This window comes from Desulfosediminicola sp., from assembly GCF_048381775.1.
Lineage (GTDB): Bacteria > Desulfobacterota > Desulfobulbia > Desulfobulbales > Desulfocapsaceae > Desulfopila > Desulfopila ganghwensis.
On the sequence record NZ_JBLXGE010000011.1, the window covers coordinates 1 to 23,696 of the forward strand.

17 protein-coding genes and 1 pseudogene are annotated in these 23,696 nt (G+C 49.5%); 12 read left to right on the plus strand and 6 right to left on the minus strand.

What is annotated here, in order from left to right; genetic code table 11:
- Positions 1–294: 294 nt before the first annotated feature.
- The 4 genes and pseudogenes from ACN5NT_RS17040 to ACN5NT_RS17055 all read left to right on the plus strand — a co-directional run bounded on the left by ACN5NT_RS17040 (position 295) and on the right by ACN5NT_RS17055 (position 3,263).
- Positions 295–1,041 (plus strand): transposase, encoded by a 747-nt coding sequence (locus ACN5NT_RS17040; RefSeq protein WP_419176226.1) that lies wholly within the window; start codon positions 295–297, stop codon positions 1,039–1,041.
- Positions 1,042–1,237: 196 nt separating this feature from the next.
- Positions 1,238–1,570, plus strand: a pseudogene (locus ACN5NT_RS17045) (iron-sulfur cluster assembly scaffold protein); the annotation flags it as partial.
- A gap of 440 nt (positions 1,571–2,010) precedes the next feature.
- Entirely contained in the window at positions 2,011–2,772 is a 762-nt protein-coding gene (map, locus tag ACN5NT_RS17050; RefSeq protein ID WP_419176227.1) for a type I methionyl aminopeptidase, read from the plus strand.
- Between the two features lie 188 nt (positions 2,773–2,960).
- Entirely contained in the window at positions 2,961–3,263 is a 303-nt protein-coding gene (locus ACN5NT_RS17055) for a transposase family protein (RefSeq protein ID WP_419176350.1), read from the plus strand.
- A 65-nt stretch (positions 3,264–3,328) separates the two neighbouring features.
- Here the strand turns inward: ACN5NT_RS17055 and ACN5NT_RS17060 are convergent, their stop codons facing one another.
- The 3 genes from ACN5NT_RS17060 to ACN5NT_RS17070 form a co-directional block, all read right to left on the minus strand.
- Entirely contained in the window at positions 3,329–4,651 is a 1,323-nt protein-coding gene (locus ACN5NT_RS17060; RefSeq protein ID WP_419176228.1) for a TRAP transporter large permease, read from the minus strand.
- Positions 4,641–5,213, minus strand: a complete 573-nt coding sequence (locus tag ACN5NT_RS17065; protein ID WP_419176229.1) for a TRAP transporter small permease subunit — start codon at positions 5,211–5,213, stop codon at positions 4,641–4,643. Before ACN5NT_RS17065 ends, ACN5NT_RS17060 begins: the two co-directional genes overlap by 11 nt.
- A 113-nt stretch (positions 5,214–5,326) precedes the next feature.
- Positions 5,327–6,346 (minus strand): TRAP transporter substrate-binding protein, encoded by a 1,020-nt coding sequence (locus ACN5NT_RS17070; RefSeq protein WP_419176230.1) that lies wholly within the window; start codon positions 6,344–6,346, stop codon positions 5,327–5,329.
- A gap of 588 nt (positions 6,347–6,934) precedes the next feature.
- Between ACN5NT_RS17070 and ACN5NT_RS17075 the strand changes: the two genes are divergently transcribed.
- The 6 genes from ACN5NT_RS17075 to ACN5NT_RS17100 all read left to right on the plus strand — a co-directional run bounded on the left by ACN5NT_RS17075 (position 6,935) and on the right by ACN5NT_RS17100 (position 16,022).
- Positions 6,935–9,076 (plus strand): cache domain-containing protein, encoded by a 2,142-nt coding sequence (locus tag ACN5NT_RS17075; protein ID WP_419176231.1) that lies wholly within the window; start codon positions 6,935–6,937, stop codon positions 9,074–9,076.
- Positions 9,073–10,494 carry a sigma-54-dependent transcriptional regulator gene (locus tag ACN5NT_RS17080; RefSeq protein ID WP_419176232.1) on the plus strand — a complete coding sequence of 474 codons (1,422 nt, stop codon included), beginning with the start codon at positions 9,073–9,075 and terminating at the stop codon, positions 10,492–10,494. The genes ACN5NT_RS17075 and ACN5NT_RS17080 overlap by 4 nt, the downstream gene beginning before the upstream one ends.
- An 89-nt stretch (positions 10,495–10,583) precedes the next feature.
- Entirely contained in the window at positions 10,584–11,990 is a 1,407-nt protein-coding gene (locus tag ACN5NT_RS17085; protein ID WP_419176233.1) for a sigma-54 interaction domain-containing protein, read from the plus strand.
- Between the two features lie 414 nt (positions 11,991–12,404).
- On the plus strand, positions 12,405–13,715 hold the full coding sequence (gene gabT, locus ACN5NT_RS17090; protein WP_419176234.1) for a 4-aminobutyrate--2-oxoglutarate transaminase: 1,311 nt from the start codon (positions 12,405–12,407) through the stop codon (positions 13,713–13,715).
- An 88-nt stretch (positions 13,716–13,803) separates the two neighbouring features.
- Positions 13,804–15,567 carry an aldehyde ferredoxin oxidoreductase family protein gene (locus ACN5NT_RS17095; RefSeq protein WP_419176235.1) on the plus strand — a complete coding sequence of 588 codons (1,764 nt, stop codon included), beginning with the start codon at positions 13,804–13,806 and terminating at the stop codon, positions 15,565–15,567.
- Between the two features lie 197 nt (positions 15,568–15,764).
- On the plus strand, positions 15,765–16,022 hold the full coding sequence (locus ACN5NT_RS17100; protein ID WP_419176236.1) for a hypothetical protein: 258 nt from the start codon (positions 15,765–15,767) through the stop codon (positions 16,020–16,022).
- A 106-nt stretch (positions 16,023–16,128) separates the two neighbouring features.
- Here the strand turns inward: ACN5NT_RS17100 and ACN5NT_RS17105 are convergent, their stop codons facing one another.
- From ACN5NT_RS17105 to ACN5NT_RS17115, 3 genes are all read right to left on the minus strand, one after another.
- Positions 16,129–18,231 (minus strand): serine/threonine protein kinase, encoded by a 2,103-nt coding sequence (locus ACN5NT_RS17105; protein WP_136798385.1) that lies wholly within the window; start codon positions 18,229–18,231, stop codon positions 16,129–16,131.
- A gap of 20 nt (positions 18,232–18,251) precedes the next feature.
- Complete coding sequence (locus ACN5NT_RS17110; RefSeq protein ID WP_419176237.1) at positions 18,252–19,955, minus strand: GH3 auxin-responsive promoter family protein; 1,704 nt, start codon at positions 19,953–19,955, stop codon at positions 18,252–18,254.
- 221 nt (positions 19,956–20,176) lie between these two features.
- Positions 20,177–21,115, minus strand: a complete 939-nt coding sequence (locus ACN5NT_RS17115) for a PP2C family protein-serine/threonine phosphatase (protein ID WP_419176238.1) — start codon at positions 21,113–21,115, stop codon at positions 20,177–20,179.
- A 605-nt stretch (positions 21,116–21,720) separates the two neighbouring features.
- Between ACN5NT_RS17115 and ACN5NT_RS17120 the strand changes: the two genes are divergently transcribed.
- Together ACN5NT_RS17120 and ACN5NT_RS17125 are read left to right on the plus strand one after the other, a co-directional pair.
- Positions 21,721–22,296, plus strand: a complete 576-nt coding sequence (locus tag ACN5NT_RS17120) for a lipid-binding SYLF domain-containing protein (RefSeq protein WP_419176239.1) — start codon at positions 21,721–21,723, stop codon at positions 22,294–22,296.
- 59 nt (positions 22,297–22,355) lie between these two features.
- On the plus strand, positions 22,356–23,513 hold the full coding sequence (locus ACN5NT_RS17125; RefSeq protein ID WP_419176240.1) for a BamA/TamA family outer membrane protein: 1,158 nt from the start codon (positions 22,356–22,358) through the stop codon (positions 23,511–23,513).
- The last annotated feature ends 183 nt before the right edge of the window (positions 23,514–23,696 follow it).

Below are 23,696 nucleotides of genomic sequence, written 5' to 3' on the forward strand. Positions count from 1 at the left end.
TATATGAAATATATATGGGTAACAATATTTTTTCTTTCTTTGCTCTGGTCTGCAATTAAGCCAAGTGATTACTTCACTTGGCTTCTTGAAGTGTTACCCGCAATGGTAGCTTGTATCGTTTTAATACTGACGTATAAAAAATTCAAATTCACGTATCTTGCTTATTCTTTAATTCTAATTCATCTTGCATCATTTTAATGATAGGTGGTCATTCTACTTATGTTCAAGGGTTTATCCCAGTGCTTGTTGTGAGAGAGATCCTGATCAGAAAAAATAGGATCTTGGACGAAATGAATGGAATTGTGTATATTCACGATATTCACATTACCAACATGGAGACGGCATGAACACAAACGACATCATGGTACTGGGCCTGGGATTGCAGCAACCTCTGGAAGTGGAAAGATAACTGTTCAGGAATTTCGTACTTTCCTTGAGAGCAAATGTGGTTCAGCCTGCAACGTTACTGAGGTCGTCTGTGGTATGTCTCCGTTTATTTTTAGCTGTATAGAAGACGAGTTGGCCCACAGTCAAGTCACTTTTGATTGGTTTTACATTGTACCACAGTTTGTCAAAGCAGATGACGACACACGAAAACTCGGGAACCGTCGCATTGGTTTGCCTAAAGCGTCTGTATTTGCAGTACAGAAAGGACGAAACAATCGCTTATCATCTCAGCAGGTAGATGCGCTACACACACTGCTTGAAAACAAGCGCGAGACAGCAACCGCACGGCAGATCAAAGAGCCTCTGGCATGGATAAAAAATAATGAGAGCATCAAACAGGCAGAAGAACGAATTGACCTCTTCATTGAAAAGGCCGCTTTGTTATCGGAAGACCTCCAATACACCGATAGTGTTAAAAGCGCTCTTGCTACCCTGGAAAAGCATGGTAGTCAGGTCATTCAGCGATGGACGTCAACTTCACAAATGCCAGGATTGAGGGCCTCATATCCGATTTCAGGATGCTCGAAGTTCGGCAAGGGATACCGTAATAATGAAGCATTCATTGCAAGGATTTACATGATTGCCAGCCCATAAGGACAAATTTGTAATCCACTTGAGAGGTCGAAGGAATATTTATTTTTAAATAAGGACAATGGAAATGAGTAATAAAAAAAGATTATCAGATGACGAATTTGACGCACTCGTGGACTCTTTTCAACAAGAGTCATTTAAAGACGCTAAAAACGCATATGGGGAAAAAGGTTTTGAGCGTTGACGAAACCCAAAATTTAACGGGCCATTAAATGATCCAGATAGTCAAATTGCACTTAAAGGAAAATGTGGTGACACGATTAAACTTTTCTTAAAGTTCAATGAGGAAAAGGTAGAACAAGCGTCATATATAACAAACGGATGCGCCTCTAGTCAGCTGGCAGGTTCTTTTACTGCGGAACTTGCTCTTGGGCGTACAGCTGAAGAACTTTTTTCCCTCACTCCAATAGACGTACTAAATGAAATTGGTAAACTACCCGACGATGATCAGCATTGCACTGAACTTGCCATACAGGTTCTTCACGAATGTGCCAACAATTACCTCATCAACCACGCGGTTAAGAGCTCTTAAACGTGTGCAAACACCATCATACTGCTCTTCTAGCTATGATAATTGCATTGTATACAAGGGGTGTTTATTATTTCAATTAAGAAAGTTAATCTAAGAACTGAGGATAATATGGATTTGTAAGGCAAGAAGTGTGACAAGTGTGGTTCAGAGGATCTTTTTAAATAGAAATAAGAAGCGGAACAAGTGGATGATGTATATTGCATGCTTTGTGGCCCATGTCGCATTTTAGTGGTCGAAAGTTCACCACATTTTATGTATTAATTTTAACTGATAACCTCTATTTCTTAATATTAGCCTTTTGTGCCAATGGCTCGAGTTTTAGTCAAAAGCATTAATGACTACAGTTATGGCTTAAAGGTGGTGCCTGCCCATTTTTAATGGGAAGATCAGTTTGTAAGAGATTTGGGAAATAAACAAATAATAGAGCGAACATAGAAAGCATGGCAATTATCATTAAATCAAAAAAGCAGATCGAAGGAATCAGGGAAAGCTCAAAATTAGCAGCTGAAACTTTAGATTACATCTCAGAACATGTTGAAGCAGGGGTGTCCACTGAGTACCTTGATGACCTTATTTATAAACACATAACAGAAAGAGGTGCCATACCCGCCCCTCTCGGATACCACGGATTCCCCAAGTCATCTTGTATTTCACTGAACAATGTAATCTGTCATGGAATACCTTCCCAGGAAACTATACTAAAGGATGGTGACATTCTTAACATTGATGTGACGACTATAGTTGATGGTTACTTTGGAGACACTAGCCGTATGTTTTCAATAGGCGAGGTGTCTGCGGAGGCTGAAAAACTCATTCAGGTTGCTAAAGAATGTCTGACATTAGGGATTGAGCAGGTTTATCCTAAAAAACGATTCGGCAATATAGGCTTTGTTATTGCCAAACATGCTCAAGCTCACGGCTTTAGTGTTGTACATCAATTTTGCGGTCATGGTGTCGGAGTTGAGTTCCATGAAGAACCACAAGTGCATCATATTTCACCCAAAAAAAGCGGCGCGAGAATGAAACCTGGTATGATTTTCACAATTGAACCTATGATCAATGCAGGCATGGCTGAAGCATCGATTGATGAGAGCGATGGATGGACAGCAAGGACGGTGGATAATCAACTGTCAGCGCAGTTCGAACATACCTTGTTGGTAACCAATTCGGGAGTTGAAATATTAACCCAAACGTCTCTTTGATACTGTCAAGAGGCTGTTCCGGTAGCAATTTTCTTGGTTAAACGTTATCAACTCGTTATTAGGTGGACGCTCACAGTTTGACTTTGTATGTGCTTATTTTTATGGCTCTTCGACGACATGAAATGGATTGAGTATATTTACCGTTTTCATAATACCAACATCGAGACGGCATGAACACAAACGGCATCATGGTCCTAGGCCTGGGATTGCAGGAAACTAGGCGCTTAATCAATCAGCACTCAGATTTCTTAAACAAACCGCACGAACGCCAACTTGAGGTCGCTGCTGATCGGGGAAGCCATTATCCATGTCCTGAATGTCAGAAAATGTGCTCTGTTCATGATTTTGCAGAGAAAAATTTGCGTCACCTGAAATCCTTTCAGCATCATTGCTATATCACTGCCCGTGTTCCCAGAGTAAAGTGCCCAGACCATGGAGTTCGTCTGGTTCAAGTTCCATATGCCAGCGAGGGTAGCCAGGTGAATATGTGACAAGGGATGCCCCGATTAGAGTAGCGCACCCCTGAGATGACCAGCCATGGCGGGGGAATGTGTCACTAGCCCATAAGCTTGTTTGGCAGCCAGAGAATGATCTGCGGGAAAATCATGCAGATGACCAGCACGATGAAGTTTACCGTAATAAAGGGCAGTATCGAGCGGTAGATCGTTGCCATGCCAACTGTCGGAGGCGCGATTCCCTTGAGGTAAAAGAGGGCAAACCCGTAGGGTGGTGTCTGTACCGCGATGAGGATGTTGAGGATCATCAACACCCCGAACCAGATCGGGTCGTAGCCGAGGGAAACGACGATCGGGGTAAACAGGGGCGCACACATGAGTACGATAATAAACTCATCGATGATAAAGCCGAGTAGCAGCATGATCACCTGGAACATGATGATGATCATTATCGGCGGCAAATTTAGGTTCAGGGCGAAATCGGAGACCATGGACTGTACACCCATCAGCAGGTGAAAGTTGCTGAACACCGAGGCCCCGAAAATGATCCACATCGCCACGCTGACCAGGATGGAGGTCTGCAGACCGACGTTGAGGAACATATCTGCCTTGAACCGCTTGAAGATGATCGACAGCAGAACCGCTCCGACAACGCCGATGGCTCCCGATTCAGTGGGTGTTGCGATTCCAGTGATAATACTCCCGAGGACCACCACGATCATCAACCCGGCCAGGAAACCGTCGCGGGCGATGGCGAACTTCTCCAACAACGGTTTTTTGCGGTTCGCTGTATCAGCTTCTGTTATGGGAGCCCGTTTGGGGTCGAGCTGGCAGCTGATCGCCACATAAGCAATCAGCATGGTGACGGTGAGCAGGGCCGGCATCAAGGCACCGATAAACATCTTGCCGATGGAGTTATGGGTCGCCGCTGCGAACATGATCATCGGGATACTCGGCGGAATGAGAATGCCCAATGCGCCGCCGGCCATGATCACGCCAAGGGCCAGTTGCTGGTTATAGCCGCGATCGAGCATTGGTTTCAAGGCGATGGATCCGGAGGTCATGATGCCGGCACCGATGATGCCCACCATGGCTCCGATCATTGAGCAGACCACGATGACGCTGATTGCCAGTGACCCCCTTATCCGGCCGATGACCATCTGGCTGGCGTCGAACATGGCGTCGCCGATCCCCGATTTCGTGAAAAACTGTCCCATGTATATGTAGAGGGGGATGGCCAGCAGAATGAAGCTGAAATATGTTGATTCGATGGTGGTGGGGATGACATTAAATACGGCCTCTCCCCATACCAGGTAGCCAACACCCATGGCAATGCCGCCGAGTGCCAGGCCTACCGGGGCTCCCAGGGCGAAGAAAATGAGGATGCAAAAGAGTAATACTCCGGTAAGTGATTCAATTCCCATCGTTAGTCTCCGATTTTTTACTGCCGATGTTGATTCTCTGACGCTCAAGCAGTGGGTTGCCGGTAATCAGGACAAACAGGTTCTCTAAGATGTCTCTGCATAACTGCAGGATAAAGAGGCTGCAGGCGGATATCGTCATAATCCAGAAGTGCAGCATCGGCGGTGCCCACTCGCTCTGCCGGCGTGTTCCGAACTTAATGGCGTCTTGCGCCTTGTCGAAGCAGATGTAGACGATGAGGACGAGAAAGAAGATCGCGACGGAAAAGGTGATGATATCAAATATCCGGCGTGTATTGACGGAAACTTTCTTATATAGGATATCGACGGTAATATGCCCACCTTTCTGCTGGGCAAATGCACCACCGATTATGGCAATATAACCGAAGAGAAAAAGGGAGAAGTCGAAAGCCCATACCGTCGGGCGATTCAGGAAATATCTGGAGAAAACCTCAAAAGCAACAATTGCAGCAAGAAGCGGCATGAGTGCAGAAGCGAAATAACCGGCATATTTAACGAGCAGGTCGACCGTCCTGCAAAACCAGCGCAAGCAAGTGACGAACATAGCAACACCTGTATTGTGTAGTTGCGGGAAAGTACCTTTCCCGACAGGGTCGGCCCTTATGGTTCACCACCAAGGACCGACCGTCTACGTAAAAAAAGAAAAGCAAGGGTGGATCAGCTCTTTTTCATAATGGAAATGAGTTCCTCGCTATATTTGTCGGCCCCTGCATAATCTTCCCAGAGGGTCTCACCGGCTTTCGTCCATGCCTTCTTGTCTGCGTCGTTTGGAATCGGACTCCACTTGAGTCCTTTCACTTCCATCTCGATGACGGCTTCAGATTCCCACTGCTTTGATTTTTCCAGCTGGGCCGTGGCGTGCAGTCTGGTGGCCTCCCACACTGCTTCCTTGAGGTCAGCAGAAAGTTTGTTCCAGGCCTTCTGGTTGACAAGGATCGGCAGTACCTGAGCACCTGCAAGCGGAAGTTTATACATGTACTTGGCAACCTCTACATGGTTGCCGTCACGGTGATCAATCATATTGGAACCGATGGAACCGTCGATCACTCCGGTGGCGAGACTGGTATAGATCTCACCCCATGCAAGGGATACTGGCGACGCGCCGAGATTGCGAAGGAACTTGCCGTACGCTCCGGGTGCACGGATCTTGAGACCCTTAAAGTCTTCAACGGAATTTATCTGCTTCTTGGTGAGTACATAGACTGGCGGCTGAATATACGGTTCGAGCCATACAAGGCCGTGTTCACCGTAAGCTTCAGTCAGGACCTTATCCCAACCCTTATCATGGAAGAGAGAGTACAATGTGTCAGTATCCGCAGTGCCACCGGGCAAGCCGATCTCAACAACACCGGCCGGGAATTCCCCGGCGTGCATGGACTGGAACGGTGCTGCCATGGTGATCAGGCCGGATTTGGCCGCACTCAGCAAGCCTGTGGTTCCGACACCTTCACCCGAGTAAAGAACCTGCACTTTGATCTTGCCGTCGGACAGTTTTTCGATATCCTTGCCGAGTTGCTCATAGAGTGCCCCGAAAGCAGTGCCGCGGCCATAAAGGTTGGCAAAGCGCCAGTTATGCTCTGCAGCGACGGCGGTCTGGGCCATCATGCCGATGCTTAAGCCGGCCACCAGCACCGAGCAGATAAGCTTCCTTTTTACACCCATAAGTTCTTTTAGCATCATCATCTCCGTTACATAAAAGGTATATCGGGGGAATCGGCCTTTGTATTTTGAAGTTGCCGTGGTTTCTCCCTATTCAGACAGGCCGGTTTTTACCGGCTTGCGCCAAGACGAAGACTGGCCCGGGTTTCTCATCAATTCAGGCGGTCTCGGAATCATTTGAGCAAGTAGTGTGCCAGGCTGGAAAGTGTGGTGATATGGTAGCTGGTCCAGCATCTACATGAGAAAAAACAGCTTTTATACCCCAGTGGAGCCGAAGTGGCGAAGTCAACCAAAGCGTCAACGAAGGTTGACAATGTCAAGAAATGTTGACAAGTATAGGATGGCATGCTGGAAATCACTCATATATCGATACAAAATGATCAAGGAGTGGAGGGGAGACTGTGTAAGCGTATTATGGGCTGCCAGAAGGCTGCTACTTCATAGCGAAGAAGGCCGGATGAGCGGATTAAAATGCTCAGAGCGTACTTTTGGTGCAGGTGTTGCAGCTACGAAAGTTATAAACACGAAAACAGTACGCTATCTCTTCCAGGTTTTTGAAGATCGCGTTCGGATTGAAAGAAAACAGTGACTCGTATCAGAGAAATAATGTCAATGCTGCCGACCAAACAGACCATAATCATACTGACTGTTTTATCCGCCTTCCTGCTTGTGGTGGTGGGTTTCACCTATCAGATCTCCCACAATGTTGCCGACAGGACCATCATTAGGCACCAGCAGGAAATCGCAGCGGAAGCGGCCGACACCGTGGAAATCTGGATGGAACAGCAAAAAAAGATCCTGAAGGCGACCGTTGCTTCCCTGCCACTTTCTGCAGTTAGCAGAAACAAGGACACCTACGTCCCTCTTCAAATGGCCATGGAAGCCGGGCATTTCAGCGACGTCTATCTCGGTACCGAAAAAGAAGGCGAATTGTTCGACGGGGCCGGTTGGGAACCTCCACCATGGTATGACCCTCGCTGGCGGCCCTGGTATAAGCACGCAGTGGAGATAGGGGAACTCGGTTTTACTACACCCTATATTGACCTCGTCACCTATGAATTTGTCATCGCCATGGTGAAACCTCTTTTCATTGACGGTGAACTTATGGGGGTCATCGGCGCGGATACGATTCTGGATACACTGGAACAAAACGTGCTGAAGCTCAAGATTAGCCAGAACAGCTTTGCTTTTATCGTAGAAAAGGAAGGGACGATCATTATCCACCCGAACCGTGACTATGTGATGCGGCAGTCGATCTTCAAGATAGAAAAGGACCTCAAACACAGGATTTCCGGGTTCGAAGGTGCAGCCGCGCAGAGTATCCGTTTTGTATCGGATGGGGACAAGAAGTATCTCCTCTCCTACAAACAAATAGCCGACTCCAACTGGTTCTCCTGTGTCATTGCCCCGTATGATGAGGCGAAAAGCCTCGCCAGGGAGAATACAATGGTATTTGCCGTTGAACTTACCCTGCGGGCGCTCGGTATCCTGGCCCTTATTGTTCTTTTCAGTATGGTCGGCAGCAGCACCGTCGTGTTTATCCTTGGTCGGCGATACAGTTCCACCCTGCAGAAATACGAGACGGAGATGACCGGGATCTCAAAAGATCTGAAATGGAATATCGTCAAACGTAAAGAGGTGGAAGCCTACTACCAGACCCTGTTCAATGTCGCAAACGACGCGATCGTGATCAGCAAGGATCTGAAAGTTGCGGAATGCAATAAAAAGGCGGAGGAAATGTTTATGCTCTCCGCGGATGAGCTGCTGGATAAGACCTTGCTGGATCTCTCCCCAACCTATCAGCCTGACGGCGCCTCGAGTTCAAGTAGCCTCCAGGAAATTATTACCCGTACGCAGAAAGGAGAGCAGCAGGTGTTTCGCTGGTCGTTTCTGCGATGCAACGGCTCGGAATTCCCGGCCTCGGTCAGTATTAAATCATTTGAGCTCAAGGAGGAGAAGCTGCTCTTTTTCTCTATCCGGGACATTTCCAAGCGTATCGATGCCGAGGCCCAGCTGATGCAGGCACAGAAAATGGCCGCTATAGGGGAGATGCTTGGTATCATCGCCCACCAGTGGCGACAGCCGTTGAACACCCTGTCCACCTACATATCCAGTCTCCAGGCGGCACAATACAACGACATGTTGTCCAGGGGATTTGTGGAGAAGATTGTCTGCGGAGCCGACGGCCAGATAAAGTTCATGTCGAAGACGATCGATGATTTCCGCAATTTCTTCAAACCATCAAAGATCAAGAGCTTGTTCAACGTATTTGATGTGATAATGAGCGCTGTAAAGCTGATGGAGGCACAAATCAAGGACGCGGACATTAAGCTGCTTGTGAAAAACACGACAGGGGGCAGTACTATTACGGTTTACGGCTACAAGAGTGAATTCGTCCACGTGCTGGTTAACATTATGGCCAACGCAAGGGATGCCCTCAAAGAACTGGACAGTCAGCGTGAGGAATCGCTCCGAAAAAAGATGGAGATTATGGTCGGTGGCGATGATGAGTTCGTTACCATCCAGATCAGGGACAACGGCACCGGCATTCCGGAACATATCCTGCCCCATATTTTCAATCCCTATTATACGACCAAATCATCCCAGTCGGGAACGGGCATCGGTCTATACATGGCAAAAATGATAGTGGAAAAAGAGATGAATGGAAAGATATCTGTGGCTAGTGAATCCGGTTCGACGGCTTTTACCATCACCCTGAAGAGAGTAATGGAGGATGATGCGCAATGATTACCTCCGAAATGAAGAACAGCAGGATTTTGCTGGTCGACGACGAGCAGACGGAGCTGGACGCGTACGCGATGTTGCTCCACTCCATGGGCGTGAAGAATATTTTCACTCTAAACGACAGCAGCGTAGTCCTCGAAACCCTCGACTCGAACCGCGCGTCCATCGTCTTTCTCGACCTGAATATGCCGAAAGTGAGCGGTATTGAGGTGTTGAAGGCGTTGCGGGCAAAACGACCGCATATCCCTGTGATCATCATCACTGCCAATTCGGAAATAGAGACCGCTGTGGAATGCCTCAAGATCGGGGCCCATGATTATCTCGTCAAGCCGATAGACCTCAAGACCTTCAGCTCTGCGCTCCGTAACGCTCTGGAAATAGGACTGCTGAGAAACGAGGTCCTCTCCCTGAAGGGGATACGTTTTGAGCAGGAGCGAAACGCCAATACCGCTTTTGATGCCATCGTGACGCGCAGCGGCGCCATGCACGCGATTTTTAAATATATTGAAGCCACGGCGACAAGCGGACTGCCGACCCTGATCCTGGGGGAGACCGGTTCAGGGAAGGAGCTCCTTGCCCGGGCTATTCATGAGGTGAGTAATCTCCCCGGCGAGTTTGTCGCCGTCGATGTTTCGGGCCTCGACGACACCTTGTTTTCCGACACCCTGTTCGGGCACAGGAAAGGGGCCTATACCGGTGCAGACCATCCCCGACCCGGGATGATCGAGAAGGCGGCCAATGGAACGCTCTTTCTCGACGAGGTTGGGGATCTCAGTGAAACCTCGCAGGTCAAGCTGCTGAGGCTGTTGCAGGAAAACATCTATTATCCGCTGGGATCGGATCAGCCCAGACAGTGTAATGCCCGGATTATTACCGCCGCCAACAAGGACCTCAGCAAGCTGGCCGGCGGGAAAGGGGTGTTCAGGATGGACCTCTATTACCGTCTGAGTACCCATCTGATCAAGGTTCCTCCCCTGCGGGAACGAAAAGAAGATATTCCACTTCTGGTGGACCATCTCTTAAAGCAGGCGGCCGGGATCATGAACAAGAATGTTCCCTCAGTCAGCGAGGAGGTGGTCGAGTTCCTCTGCCGTCATCCTTTTTTTGGTAATATCAGGGAGCTGAAAGCATATATCTTTGATGCGGTGGCTCTCTGCGAGTTTGACGTGCTCAATGACACGATCATCCTGGACAGGTTGGAGGGCGCGGCTTCCGTGACGGGCAACGAAGAGCCCGTTTCAGTGGGGACCAATTCACTGGAATCGATCTTCGGCCATTTCCCGACCCTCACCGAGCTGACCGATTATGCCGTGAACCTGGCCATGACCATTTCCGACAACAACCAGAGCAGAGCCTCCAGACTGCTGGGGATATCGCGGCAGGCGATTCATAAACGACTGAAAAAAAACGAGGCCGGCTAGAGCTAAGGCAGGGCGCGGGAGACATCGGTTTCGATTTTGTTCCGCAGCTTCTTTACTGATGTTTGCTTATGGAGCAAAGGTAAACCGACATGCAGAATACGATAAGCCGGAAGACGATCAATAACCAGCTGGAGGCGATATTCGCTTCCTCATCAGACGGGATATGGGTTTGTGACAAGGATGGTACTGTTGTCCGGGTCAACAGGGCTTCGGAGATGTTGAACGGCATCAAGGAGGAGAAGATCATCGGGCGCAACATCCGGGATCTCGTTGGTAAGGGGGTTTTCGATCATTCCGTAACGGCCAAGGTGCTCAAGAGCGGTAGACGGGAAACGGTAATGCAGTATATTGCCAGGACCAAAAAATATCTGCTGAGTACCGGAACACCGTCCAAGGATGAGAACGGCCGTATTTCGCTCATCGTCGTCAACGAACGGGACATTACCGAACTCAACACGCTCAGGAAGAAATTCGAACAGAGTCGGAAAGTGGAAGAAAAAGTCAGGGAAGAACTCTCCGGCCTCTCCCTGCTTGAGCTGCAGCAAAACAGGTTTGTCGCTGAAGCGCCAAATATGCGTAATATCCTGCAGATGTCGCTCAAGCTTGCCAACATCGGCGCTTCGAACATCCTCATACTCGGGGAGTCGGGAACTGGCAAGAGTATGCTGTCAAAATTCATTCACAAAACCAGTAGCAGGAGATCGAACCCCTTTGTGGAGATCAACTGTGCAGCCCTGCCGGAGAGTCTGCTTGAGGCGGAGCTTTTCGGTTACGAAAAGGGTGCCTTTACGGGGGCGAACGAGCAGGGGAAAATCGGTCTGTTCGAAATGGCTCAGGGCGGAACCCTGTTTCTCGACGAGATCGGTGATATGCCCCTGGCATTGCAGGCAAAGCTTTTAAAATACCTGGATAACCACGAGATTCGCAGGGTCGGCGGTACCGAGTTGATCCAGGTGGACTGCTCTGTCATCGCCGCTACCAACCAGGATCTGCAGGACTTGGTTAAACAAAAACGTTTCCGGGAAGACCTCTATTACCGGCTCAGCAGCTTCATTCTCAGGCTGCCGCCGTTGCGGCAAAGAAAGGAAGATATACCGGGCCTGGTACGGCTGTATCTCGACAGATTCAACGAGAAATACTCATGCACTGCCAGGGTGGGCTCAGGGGCAATGCAGGCCCTTATGCACTATGCTTTTCCTGGTAATATCAGGGAATTGAAAAATATTATCGAAAACAGCGTCGCGCTATCTGAAAACGGTGCGGCCGATGAATTTATTCATATCAGCCTTGAGGGAGATTGCCCCCAAGGCCGAAAGCGCATGACGGCCGGCTCGACGCCTGAAAGTTTCAACCTGACCAGAAATGTTCAGGAGCTTGAAAGAACGATACTCCTGAGGGCAAAACAGGAGTTTCCCACCACCAGGGAGATGGCAAAAAAACTGGGAATAAGCCAGCCTTCGGTGGTTCGAAAGCTCAAGCAATATAATATTCAGTAACCCGGTAATGCAGTGCCCTTGCCCCTGTGTGGATCTCGTGCAGGGAAAACGAAGGAAGAATCCCGGCTATCGGCAACGATCTTCTTCGTCAATGGCGGCAGGCCGGTTCGCTCTATTCTGATACATATCTGAATCACCATTCCTGTTGGATATATCGCGTGATTATAAGATTTTACTGGCAATAACTCTCTTCTGATTTGATTCCGAATCAAAAAACGTACCCTGATCCGATGCTTAGCCCCATGTTTGATCCAAATACGGATCAAAGCAATTTGCGATGCGAGGTTTGATCAGCGATTTTCACGTAACTAGCTGATAAATTGAAAGTTGTTCTTTTGGCACTACTTTTGCTATTGGGTTTGCACATACAACGTTTTTATTACCGACAGCAATCCATTACCGGAAGGAGAACACATGGAACCGACCAAAAGCAACAGCGCCCTGCAGGCAATTCGCGACAAGTATATAGCAAAAGGTAACGTCAGCGGCACAAGCTCATATGTCGATTACGCCAAAGGTGCCCTTATCACCGACGTTGAGGGAAAAAAGTATATCGATTTCGCCGGTGGTATAGCCGTCATGAATGTGGGGCACTCCCATCCGAAAGTCGTCAAGGCTATTCAGGCCCAGGCGGAAAAGTTCACCCACACCTGTTTCATGGTTTCTCCCTATGAGTCTGCGGTCAGACTTGCGGAAAAGCTGTGCGACGCTGTACCCGGTGATTCCCCCAAGGCGGCGATGTTTGCCAACAGTGGTGCGGAAGCGGTTGAAAACGCGATTAAGATTGCTCGATATTACACCCAGAAGCCTGCCGTCATCGCTTTTGATGGCGCTTTCCACGGCAGGACGCTGCTGGGTATGAGCCTTACCTCCAAGATCAAGCCGTACAAATTCGGCCTCGGGCCGTTCGCGCCGGAAGTGTACCGGATGCCTTTCGCCAACTGTTACAGGTGTCAGTTCAACAGAGAATATCCAGGCTGCAACCTTGAATGCGCCGAGCATCTGGAACAGATATTTATTAATACCGTAGCACCGGAGCAGACCGCCGCCATTATCGTCGAACCGGTTCAGGGCGAAGGTGGCTTCATCGCCCCGCCCAAAGAATATTTCGTCAAGCTCAAGGAGATCTGCGAGAAAAATAATGTGTTGTTGATCGCCGACGAAATCCAGACCGGAATCGGCAGGACGGGATACATGTTCGCCATGGAGCATTACGGGGTTGAGGCGGATATCACCACTACCGCCAAGAGCCTCGCTGCCGGCATGCCGCTCTCAGCCGTGGTGGGCAAAAAAGAGATTATGGACGCGGTTCACCCATCGGGAATAGGCGGCACCTATGGTGGCAATCCGCTCTGCTGTGAGGCGGCGCTGGCGGTTTTTGACATCGTCGAGAGCGAAAATCTGCTGGAGAAGGCAAAGAAACTCGGAGCAACTCTTGAGGACAGATTCAAGAAGATGCAGGAAAAATATGAGATTATCGGCGACGTACGCGGCCTGGGCCCGATGATTGCCATGGAGCTCGTCAAGGACAGGGCCGCCAGGACTCCGGCGCCGGATGAGACCAGGGCGCTGGTTAAATATTGCTTTGACCGTGGCCTCTTGATCCTCGCTTGTGGAACCTATGGCAATGTCATCAGGTTCCTGATGCCGTTGGTAATCACCGATGAGCAGCTTGAAGCCGGCCTGGAGATACTGGAAGGTGGCATGGTGGCCGTCAGCCAGTAAAACCATCGGTCGCACCTGTAGGCCGCAGCCGTCACCTGCCTGTTTGCGCGGGTGGGTGACAGGAAGTTCATTGAGAGGAGAAAATAACATGTACGGATTTCACAATCGTATCCTGACGGTCGACCTGACGGAGCAGACCTTCGTCATTGAAGATATTGACGACGAGGTATTGACCAGATGTCTCGGCGGGAAGGGGCTGGCAACGCAGTTGCTGGTCGATCGCAATCCCGTCGGGGTCGAGCCTCTGTCGCCAGATAACCACCTTATCTTTGCGACGGGACCCTTTTGCGGTGGCAGACTCTGGGGGGGCAGCCGCTACGGGGTCTTCACCAAATCCCCACTGACCGGGCTGTATACGGAGTCGTACTCCGGCGGGAGGGTACCTGAGGCGATTGATTCCACCGGATTCGATGCGATCGTATTTAAAGGGAAAGCGGGTGGCCCCACCGCCTTGACCATCTATCCGGACGGTGTCGATTTTCACGATGCTTCCGACTTATGGGGGTTGGATACCTTTACCACCGAAGAGCGGGCAGTGGCACAGTTCGCCAAGGACGTCGAGGGGTATCGTAAAGTTGGTGCGGTCGTCATCGGGCCGGCCGGGGAGAAGCTTGTTAATTTCGCCATCATCGCCAACGATAAGTGGCGCTGCGCCGGCCGGACCGGGGTCGGCACGGTGATGGGTTCCAAGATGGTCAAGGCTATTGTCTTCCAGGGCGACAGGAAGCGGCGGTATGCCGACCCGGACGGGGTGGCTGACTATGCTAAGGCCTTCTCAAAGGAAAATATGCAGCATCCCGGTGTCAAGGCCTACAGGAAAATGGGAACGACCATGATGGTCGCTTTGATGAACACCGTAGGCGCTTTTCCCGCCAGGTATTGGAATCAGGGCGAGTGTGAGCATTGGGAGAAGATCAGCGGTGAAACCTATCACAGCGAGCACGAGGTGAAGGCTCATTCCTGCGCCAAATGTTTCATGGCCTGCGGACGCCTTGCCCGGCTGAAGAAAGGGCGCCACAAGGACCTTAAGCTGGAAGGGCCGGAGTATGAGACCATCTATTCTTTCGGCGGCCTGTGTATGATCGAAGAGATGGAGGAGGTTGCCTACCTCAACGACCTCTGTGACCGCCTTGGTATGGATACCATCACCGCAGGCAACCTCTGTGCCATGCTCATGGAAGGTAAGGCGCGGCAGCGTACCGATTACGATATCGAATATGGCGACGCCGACAAGGTGATCGAACTTGTCGAGAAGATCGGCGCTCGAAACGGCATAGGGGACATTCTTGCCGACGGCATTATCCCCGCCTCGAAAAAACTCGGGGTGGAAGACCTGGCCATCCATGTAAAGGGCTTGGAGCCCGCAGGATATGACCCAAGAAAGCTGAAGGGCATGGGGCTTAGCTTCGGTACTTCCCCCAGGGGTGCCTGTCATCTCAGGACGACCTTTTACAAACCTGAACTTTCCGGGCTCATTCCGCCCGAGCAGATTCGGGACAAGGCAGAAATGCTGATCGATTATGAAGACCGTCTGAACATCTTCGACACCCTCACGCTGTGCCGATTTTACCGCGATCTCTACTCCTGGGAAGAGCTCGAAAAGTCCATCGGTCTGGTTACGGGCCTGCCGGTTTCCAAGGAGATGTTGCGAACTGTTTCTTCGAACATATGTGATATGACAAAGAAATTTAATATCCGGGAAGGATTCCTCCCAGAATACGACCGCTTGCCGAAGCGGTTGCACAAGGAAGCCCTCCAGGGAGGCGACTCGCTCACCGGGGAGGAGATGGAGTTCATGCTCGGCGATTACTATCAGTTGCGCGGCTGGAACGAGCAGGGCATACCGAGTTGACCACCTTGCGAAATGGATCGTGGCGCCGTGTACCGGAAGGTTTCCAGTGCGCAAAAGCGGCGCCGATTACTGCACGATACTCTCACTCGGCAGGTTTACCGCGTTTGTTTCCAGGCCGGTCCGTTGTGGTACCCGGTGATTGACTCCCTTACTCTTGGCAAGGCGAGCAGGAAAGGATAAGAATCCAGGAGGAATGTATGACGGTTTTAGAGATACAAAAGAATATACTGCAGGTTTTGGCCGACAACATCCATAACAATCTCTCACCGGATGTTATGGATTCCGATACGATTGCACGTTGCCTCAGTGTCCGCCAGGAAACAGTGGCTGAGGCGCTGAAAGTGATGAACGATACGGGTGTGGTTGTCACCAATATTGAAAACCGCTACTCGATTATTACAGGTGAAGGTCTGAAATGTTTACAGAGATCTTCAGATGCTCAAGAATCTGTGTAATTGTAAGTGGTTGAGGGCTAAAAATGAATCTGTCAAACAGGACCCAGGACCTTGATTCCTGCAGTTACATATCGCATCGCAGCCAGTGTTAACCAGCACATAGGTATTATCCCGGCGGCAGCAACTCGTTAATTCTCTTCTCATTCGCCTGCCACCACTGTCGGGCGTCATCCTCACTCCAGCAGTATTTCTCTTCAAGTGATTTCAAAGCGGCGATTATGGCTGCCGCATTGGCTGGTCTCTCATCCGGGTTTTTTGCGAGGCAAGTGGCGATAAGCTGTTCAAATTCAGCGGGTATCTCATAATCCAATCTCTCGCTGAGACTGGGAGCTTCGGTATTAATAATATGGTAACAGATCTCAACCGGCGATTCGGTGTCAAAGACGTCTTTACCAGACAGCAGGTTGTAGGCTACTGAACCAAGTGAGTAGAAGTCTGAGCGAATATCAATCTCTCTGGTCCCTTTCAAGCGTTCCGGGGCAATGTAGGCGGGAGTTCCGATAATTCCCTGACGGGTGGTCAGGGTCAGATCACTTTGCCGGTTTAGCTCTTTGGCCAGGCCGAAGTCGAGAACCTTGAGTGAATCATATCTGCCGCCCCGCATGCAGAGCATGATATTCATCGGTTTGATATCCCGGTGGATCAAGCCTATTTTATGGGCTTCCTCCAGAGAATAGCAGACATGTTTAATGATGTATATGACTCGCTCAAGAGGTACTTTGCCCTCGATTTCAAGCAATTGGGCCAGGTTGATGCCGTTCAGGTATTCCATGGCGTAATAGAAAATACCTTCCTCTGTTTTACCGTAGTCATATATCTGCACAGTGTTCGGGTGGCTCAGGCTGGCAGTTAACTGCACTTCCTGTTTAAATCGCTCAACCGTTTCATCATCCATGGCATCGGGTTTTAAAAATTTCACTGCGGTGGGGCGTTTCAGCAGCGCATGCCGTGCCTGATAGACCTTGCCCATGCCGCCTTCACCGATCTTTTTGATGAGTCTGTATTGTCCCAGTTGTTGGAAGGAGTCGATTTTGCTTTGCAGGCGCTGGATAGAGCGTGCGGAGTAGAGAAACCAGAGACAACTGATGATCACCAGGCTAAATAAACCGAAAAAGGCAATTATTACCGGTCGATGTCCTTTGAATGCATCGGATTTGGGGATTTCTGTGGCCACACCGAAGCCATATTCATCCAGCCATCGCCAGGCACCTATAACCTCGACTCCTCTGTAATCCCGGTAGCCTTTGACATTGACTCCAGAATTGCCCGCTACTGCGGAAGCTGCCATGCGGGTAAGCGGGAGCTCTTCAATCGGCAATTCCGGGGTAAAGCCTTTGGTCATGTTACCGCCGGGGTCGCGAATCTGAATAGCGAGAATTGAACGGACATCGGGCAGGTCCCGGAGTAGACCGATTTCACGTAACTGGTCTTCAAACCTGCTATCGGAGATCAGGAAACCGTTTTTGTCGAAGGCATAGGTGTCGCCGGAGTCACCCATTCGAGCTACAGAGAGGATGCGGGTGAAGTCTTTGTCCGGGTTGAGCGCGAGTGCAAGGGCGGCGATGATCGTTCCGTCGGCAGCTAAAATGGGGGTTGAGGAGAGCATGATCGGCTGGCTTTGGTTTAACTGTATCTCAGGCAGGTAAATGCCGGAGAGTTGCGGCTTGCTCACGATTGTCTCCCCGTTGAAAACTCTGGCGACTGTTTCAGCCATTTCCGGGTTGATGGTTAAGCCGGTAAACGGAACCGGGATACTTGCCGCTAAAACGTAACCGGCCCGGTCTACGATGAAATAGCCCCAATACTCTTTTTCTTCAAGGATTGGCAGGGTATGTTTCTGCAGAGTTTTAAAACTTTCCGAGTTAATGAGCTTGTCTGTGTCCCCCGGCTGTTTCTGGTGAATCTCGATCAATCCCATGGTCTCTCTGGCAATGAGAGGGTCCTGGGCATGAGATCTGGCAAAACTCATTTCGTTGTGAACCCAGATATCGAGTGCTTCCACGTCCGCATCAAGAATGGTGGTAAGGTTTGCGGCATAAACATTGACGATTGCTTCACGGACGGCGTGAGAGGTCCAGTAACCGATGCCAGCCAGCAGGGATAAGACAAACAGGGAGACTCCCACAATTCTGGCGGTAGTGATCCAGTTGCTTGGTTGTGGCGTATAGGTGCCACCCTTTATCTGTAAAACTCTTTTATTAGTGATCATCAGAATAATACCTGCTACGCCTACTGCTCGATTTCCACTATTCGTTCCAGTTCCGGCTTGATCTGCTGGGTAGCCAGAACATTGGGGCTGAGTAGTTCTGTTTTGGCCTGAAAGGCACGCATACCGCCTTCAACCATGCGCTTGCGGTTCCGTTCATACCAACCTTCACGCATTACATGCATAAGAGGTGTGTCAAGGCGCTGCGAGTCCCGTTTCGCTTTATATTCGATGTTGACTGATTTGAGCTGATTATCGAGTTCACGGATAAACTGTTGTTCGAGCTCCGGTTGAACTCTGGTGGTGAATTCAACCCGGAAAATGTAGCGGCTGTTCTTGTGGTCTGCCTCGGCTTTAAAGTGGTCTACACTGATGCCGGTCGCCTCACTGGCCTTCTGGAAGGAGCTGATGATTTGGTTGACGCTGACCTTCTCACCCGTGATATTGGTCATCCCCCGACCTTTTCTCAAGAAGATGATCTTGGGGGTTTCATTGTAATATCCAACCACTTTGATCACATCGTTAATGTCATAGCGGTAGAGGCCTGCGGTGGTGGTGAAGAATATGTAGTATTCCCGATCGATTTCAACGTCTTTCAGAGTAAGGAAATTCCAAGCCTGGGGATTATTGCGGTTACTTTCCAGGTTTTCCACTTCAACAAATTCAACAAAATTGGTCGCCACTGTAAGGACGCCTGCGCTGCCTTCATCGCTGAGCGGAATGGAGCCTCTGGCCTCACTGGAGAGGTAGCCGATATCGCGTACAGGAATCTCTTTTCCGCCTTCCGGGTTGAACCAGTGGGGGAAGCGGTTCAGATAATGACCAACAGAACCGCCTTTCCAACAGCCTATCAGGCTGAGTTGCGGCCAGTAATCAGCAGGGCGTAGTTCCCCGTTGCGAAGATCACGGAGTGTAGCCAATTCCTTGGCGCGATTCGGGTTGGGTTTGAGTCGTTTGGATATCGACTCAAAAAGAGCGGCTCCAATGGGAAAGGATGCAGAGAGGGTGCCGTCATGAATGTCACGAATAATCTCTTCACTGTGACTGTTGGCTTTTTCGCACATCTTGATCACCGATGATGGGTTGGCGGTGACCAAAAAGCGGATATCATGCTCCAGGGAGATCCGCATAATGGAGAAATACTTTGCTCCGTAATCTTCGATCTCAAAAACATCGTAAGGTATTGAGTAGGTGGAGCGAATAAGTGCAGGCATATTTTTATAGATCAACCCGGAGGTGGAGCCGTATGGCATCCCGGAAGGTGTGTGACCTTCCACGGCGGGAGAGACCAGTGAGAGCACTTTTTTCTCCAATATGTCCGGGTGATCCTTTTTGCAATGGTAGGTCCAGGCGCGCATCTGGTCGCTGGTTTCCTGGCCCTGGCAGGAAGGGGTAACGGGAATATATTTGGGATCGCCCGTTGTACCGCTGGTTTGGGCAAACATCACCGGATCTTCAGCGGTTAGTATGTTCTTGGTTCCGACTATGATTCTCTGCATATCATGTTTGATATCCTCATATGTCATTACCGGAACCTGTTTTTGATACTCTTCTATGGTTTTGATAGAGGAGAAACCGTATCTTTTCCCATACTCCGTGTTCGCATTTCTGGTGAGTATGGAGAACAGTTTGTTCTCCTGCATAACCATCGGTTGAGCGGTTGCCTGCTCAAACCTTTGTGCAGATCTTTTGATTGTTAATCCGATTAAAAAACTTGCGATAGACATATATTAAATCCTCCTGCTTAAAATCATGAGGTGGTTTTTGCGTTGGTTAATGTGTTTTATGTCACATTTCTCATATATTTGAGAACTTCTTGTTACAACTTCCTGACTGTACAGCTTCGTCGGTCACGTAGCGTTTCTCTCTTCATGAGTGCCTTGCCGGAGATGAGACTTCCGGTACTCAATGACAACATCTGAAACATGATATGATACTGCTTCGCAGGCTAGGTTATCAGGCGAATTATTATCAGTGCCGCAATTATGATCATAGCTATGATCATAAAAATACGCATGATTTTCTTCGATTTTACTCCATGCATGATTGTCCTGCGGATGGTCTTGAGTCTGCCGGGTAACAAAGTGCTATGTCTGGATAGTTGGGGCTTTTCAATGTCGGCACCTGAGCCAATGCGAACCAGAATTGCGCTTGCATTATCCTGTTGTGGATGATTCTGAAATTTGATTTCCTCGAAAATAGCATCCAGGCTTCCGGCTACTGGTAGCTGAGAGGTCTTGGTGAGTATTTCGTTTAAACGTGAGAGACTCAGTGTCTCAATGCCGTCGGTGGCAAGCAGTAACTGATCACCCTCCTGCAACGTGAATGGGAGACTCGGACAATCTACAATGTCCGGTACTTTGCCGTTGATGGCGGACATGAGAAAATGTCGTCCATGAAAGTATTCTGTATCAGTAGATAATTCATCTCTCTTGTGCTGTTTGTCCAACATTGCCGCCATGGAGTGGTCTTCGTTGAGGCGTCGTAACCGGTTGTTGCGAATCAACCATAAAGAGGAGTCACCAACACTGTACCAGTAGATATTCCAATCGGAGATAAAGGCGGCTACAAGTGTGGTTCCCATGCCATTGAGGCGGGGATCATCGACAATACGTGAGGCAATAGCAGCGTTTGCCGATTCTGCTGCACTCTTAAGTCTCTGTGGGATGGTGCCATGGGTTTGGTGGAACGTTCGCGCTATGGTCGAGGTGACCAGTTTACTGGCCAATCCTCCAGAGGTGTGACCACCCATTCCATCACAGATTAACAGTAGTGTTCCTGGTTGCTCAGCGGCAAGTTTGACGTGCTCAACCACCAACAGGCTATCTTCCTGCCGCAAACGAGCACCCTCTATCTGCTTATCCGCATATGCGATATATTGTTTCAACGCCTACCCGTAAACTCTAACACCATGAATAACTCCTCTACCTGTTTATAAATATTACGAAAGTATATTGGAATTGGTGACAGAAAAAATCCCGAACCTTGTATTTTTGCGCTAGGGAAAGGGTATCGCAACGGTTAAGTTTAGGGCAAGAAATAATTGAAAAAAGGTGCGGGCTTACAGTTCCTGCATGGCCTGATAATTGTGGTTGGGTTGCCCTTGATTGCCAACCGCATGAACCGGCGACTGGTGCTTATGGCCGAAGTACCATCAAATGGTTGCAAAGCGAAAGAGGACGGAGATACATCACCAGTCGAGACAGTTATTTGCATGAAATGTAATGCTGACCTATCATGAATGAGGTGTGTTTTGAGATTTTTTAAATTGAGGATAGGTTGTCAGCTCTTGTGATGAATTTGGCATATGGCTCAGGCAAGATTGATCGCGCAGCCTGGGACGTGCCAAAATGAGCTGGTTTATGAAACAATTTTTCAGGGAGGTGCACAGTGAAAAAGTTTTTCATAATATTGTCAGTCATTACAATTTATTGTTTTGTGTCAGTTTGGTGCCAGGCGAAGCCAAAGGAACAGGCTGAAGCAGAAGCCTTGGTGGAAAAATCTACAACTGTTGTCTCCAGTTTTACAGCTGATCCGGATTTGGACTGGTTTAGAAAAAATGTATACAGGGCGCAGGCAGTTCTGATAATCCCACAAAATCTGAAAGGTGCCTTTCTGGTGGGTGGTGCAGGCGGCTCCGGAGTGTTACTGGCCCGGGATATAAAAACAGGACAATGGAGTTATCCCGCATTCTATACCCTGGGGAGTCTTTCGATTGGTTTGCAGGCTGGGGCGGAGTCGTCAGAGATCATCCTGATGGTCATGACGGAGAGGGGTATGGAGAGCATGCTCACCAGTTCTTTTAAACTTGGCGCTGATGTCACTTTGGCTGCGGGCCCGGTTGGGGTTGGAGCCAAGGCCAAGACTGCAGACATCATATCGTATGCCAGGGCCAAGGGGGTATTTGCGGGGGTCTCTTTGGATGGTGCAGTGGTTAAAACCAGAGATGGTTTGAATGGTGCATATTACGGCAGAAAAGTGAGTCCTACCGATATCCTGATTCGCAGGGATGCTGTCAACGGACATGCCGATAAACTCAGGGCAGCGGTAAAAGCTGCAGCAAAATAGTATAAGGATAGGGCGTAAGAGATAAAAGTGGATTTAACTGAACGACTTGAGAGGTAGTTATGACCAGTTTCAGGAACGGGTCGGTAGCAGCGGCGGCGCTGTGGCTGACTGTTGGTTTGACGGGGGTTGCCCTTGGCGGGGAGGAGAAGGAGGAAGGTGACTTTCTGCGTTACCCGCTAGGAGAGACAGGCAATTTTGTGCTTTCCCCTATAGTTGGCCCAATGTATACCCCGGAAATGGAATTTGGAGTAGCCCTTGGTGGCTTACTGACATTTTCCACGGAGCCGGATAACCCCAATATGCCTCGGTCATCACTTTCTACTTTTTTCATATACAGTACCAACAGTTCTATGACCATCAGTTCATTTCTCGACTCTTTCTGGCTTGATGACAACCTGCGGGTAAACGTCGAATTCTGGTTCAAGGATATGCCTGATAACTACTGGGGAGTCGGCTATGATAACGGTCTTGATGTGGATGACGGCCCTTTGACAACCGAATACGATAGAACATGGTACCAGTTGACACCGGTGGCAGCCTTCCGCACAGTTGGTGACCTGTTCCTGGGAGCTGTTTTTGATCTGAACCATACCTCATCAGACGATGAGGCTCCGGGGATGATAGATGATCCTACTTTTCAAGAGTTCGGCGATGATAACACCAATGTCGGAGCCGGTATCGTTCTCTCTTATGATACGCGCGATGTAACGGTGAATGCCTGGCGGGGAATCTATTTGAATTTTATGACCACCCATTACCTGGAGGCACTGGGTTCGGATAACGACTATGATGTGATTGAGGCGGAATACCGGCAATACCTGCCGCTCTGGCGTGAGGGAACAACCCTGGCCTGGAATATCAGCACTCGGTATACCACCGGTGAGGTACCATGGGGAGAGATGTCCCAGGTAGGTAGTCCTTTCGATTTACGGGGGTACACCTGGGGGCGCTTCCGGGATAAGACTATGATGTATGGTCTGCTGGAGTATCGGCATCAGTTTCAAAATTCTGTTGGTGAGCTTGGTCGACATGGCATGGTGGCCTGGGTCGGCATGGGATTCATTGGTGAAGACTACGATGATTTTAGTGGAAATGATCTGCCGAATGGTGGTGTGGGGTACCGATTCGAGCTGCAGGAGCGTATGAATCTCAGGGCGGATCTCGGTATCGGGCGTGATGACGCTGGATTTTATCTGAGTATTAATGAGGCGTTCTAGGAGATTGTCCGATAATAGGGATTTTGGTCAAAATCGAGACATTTTCAAAAAATAAGCACAACCATATGTTAGATATTGCGAGCATTGTTTTTTGGAAATTCCGAAGAGTTTGGGGGGAAGCCATTGTCGGACTAAGCCTCCTGGGAAATTGCCGGACTAAGCCCTTTGTAACCAACTCTTTGG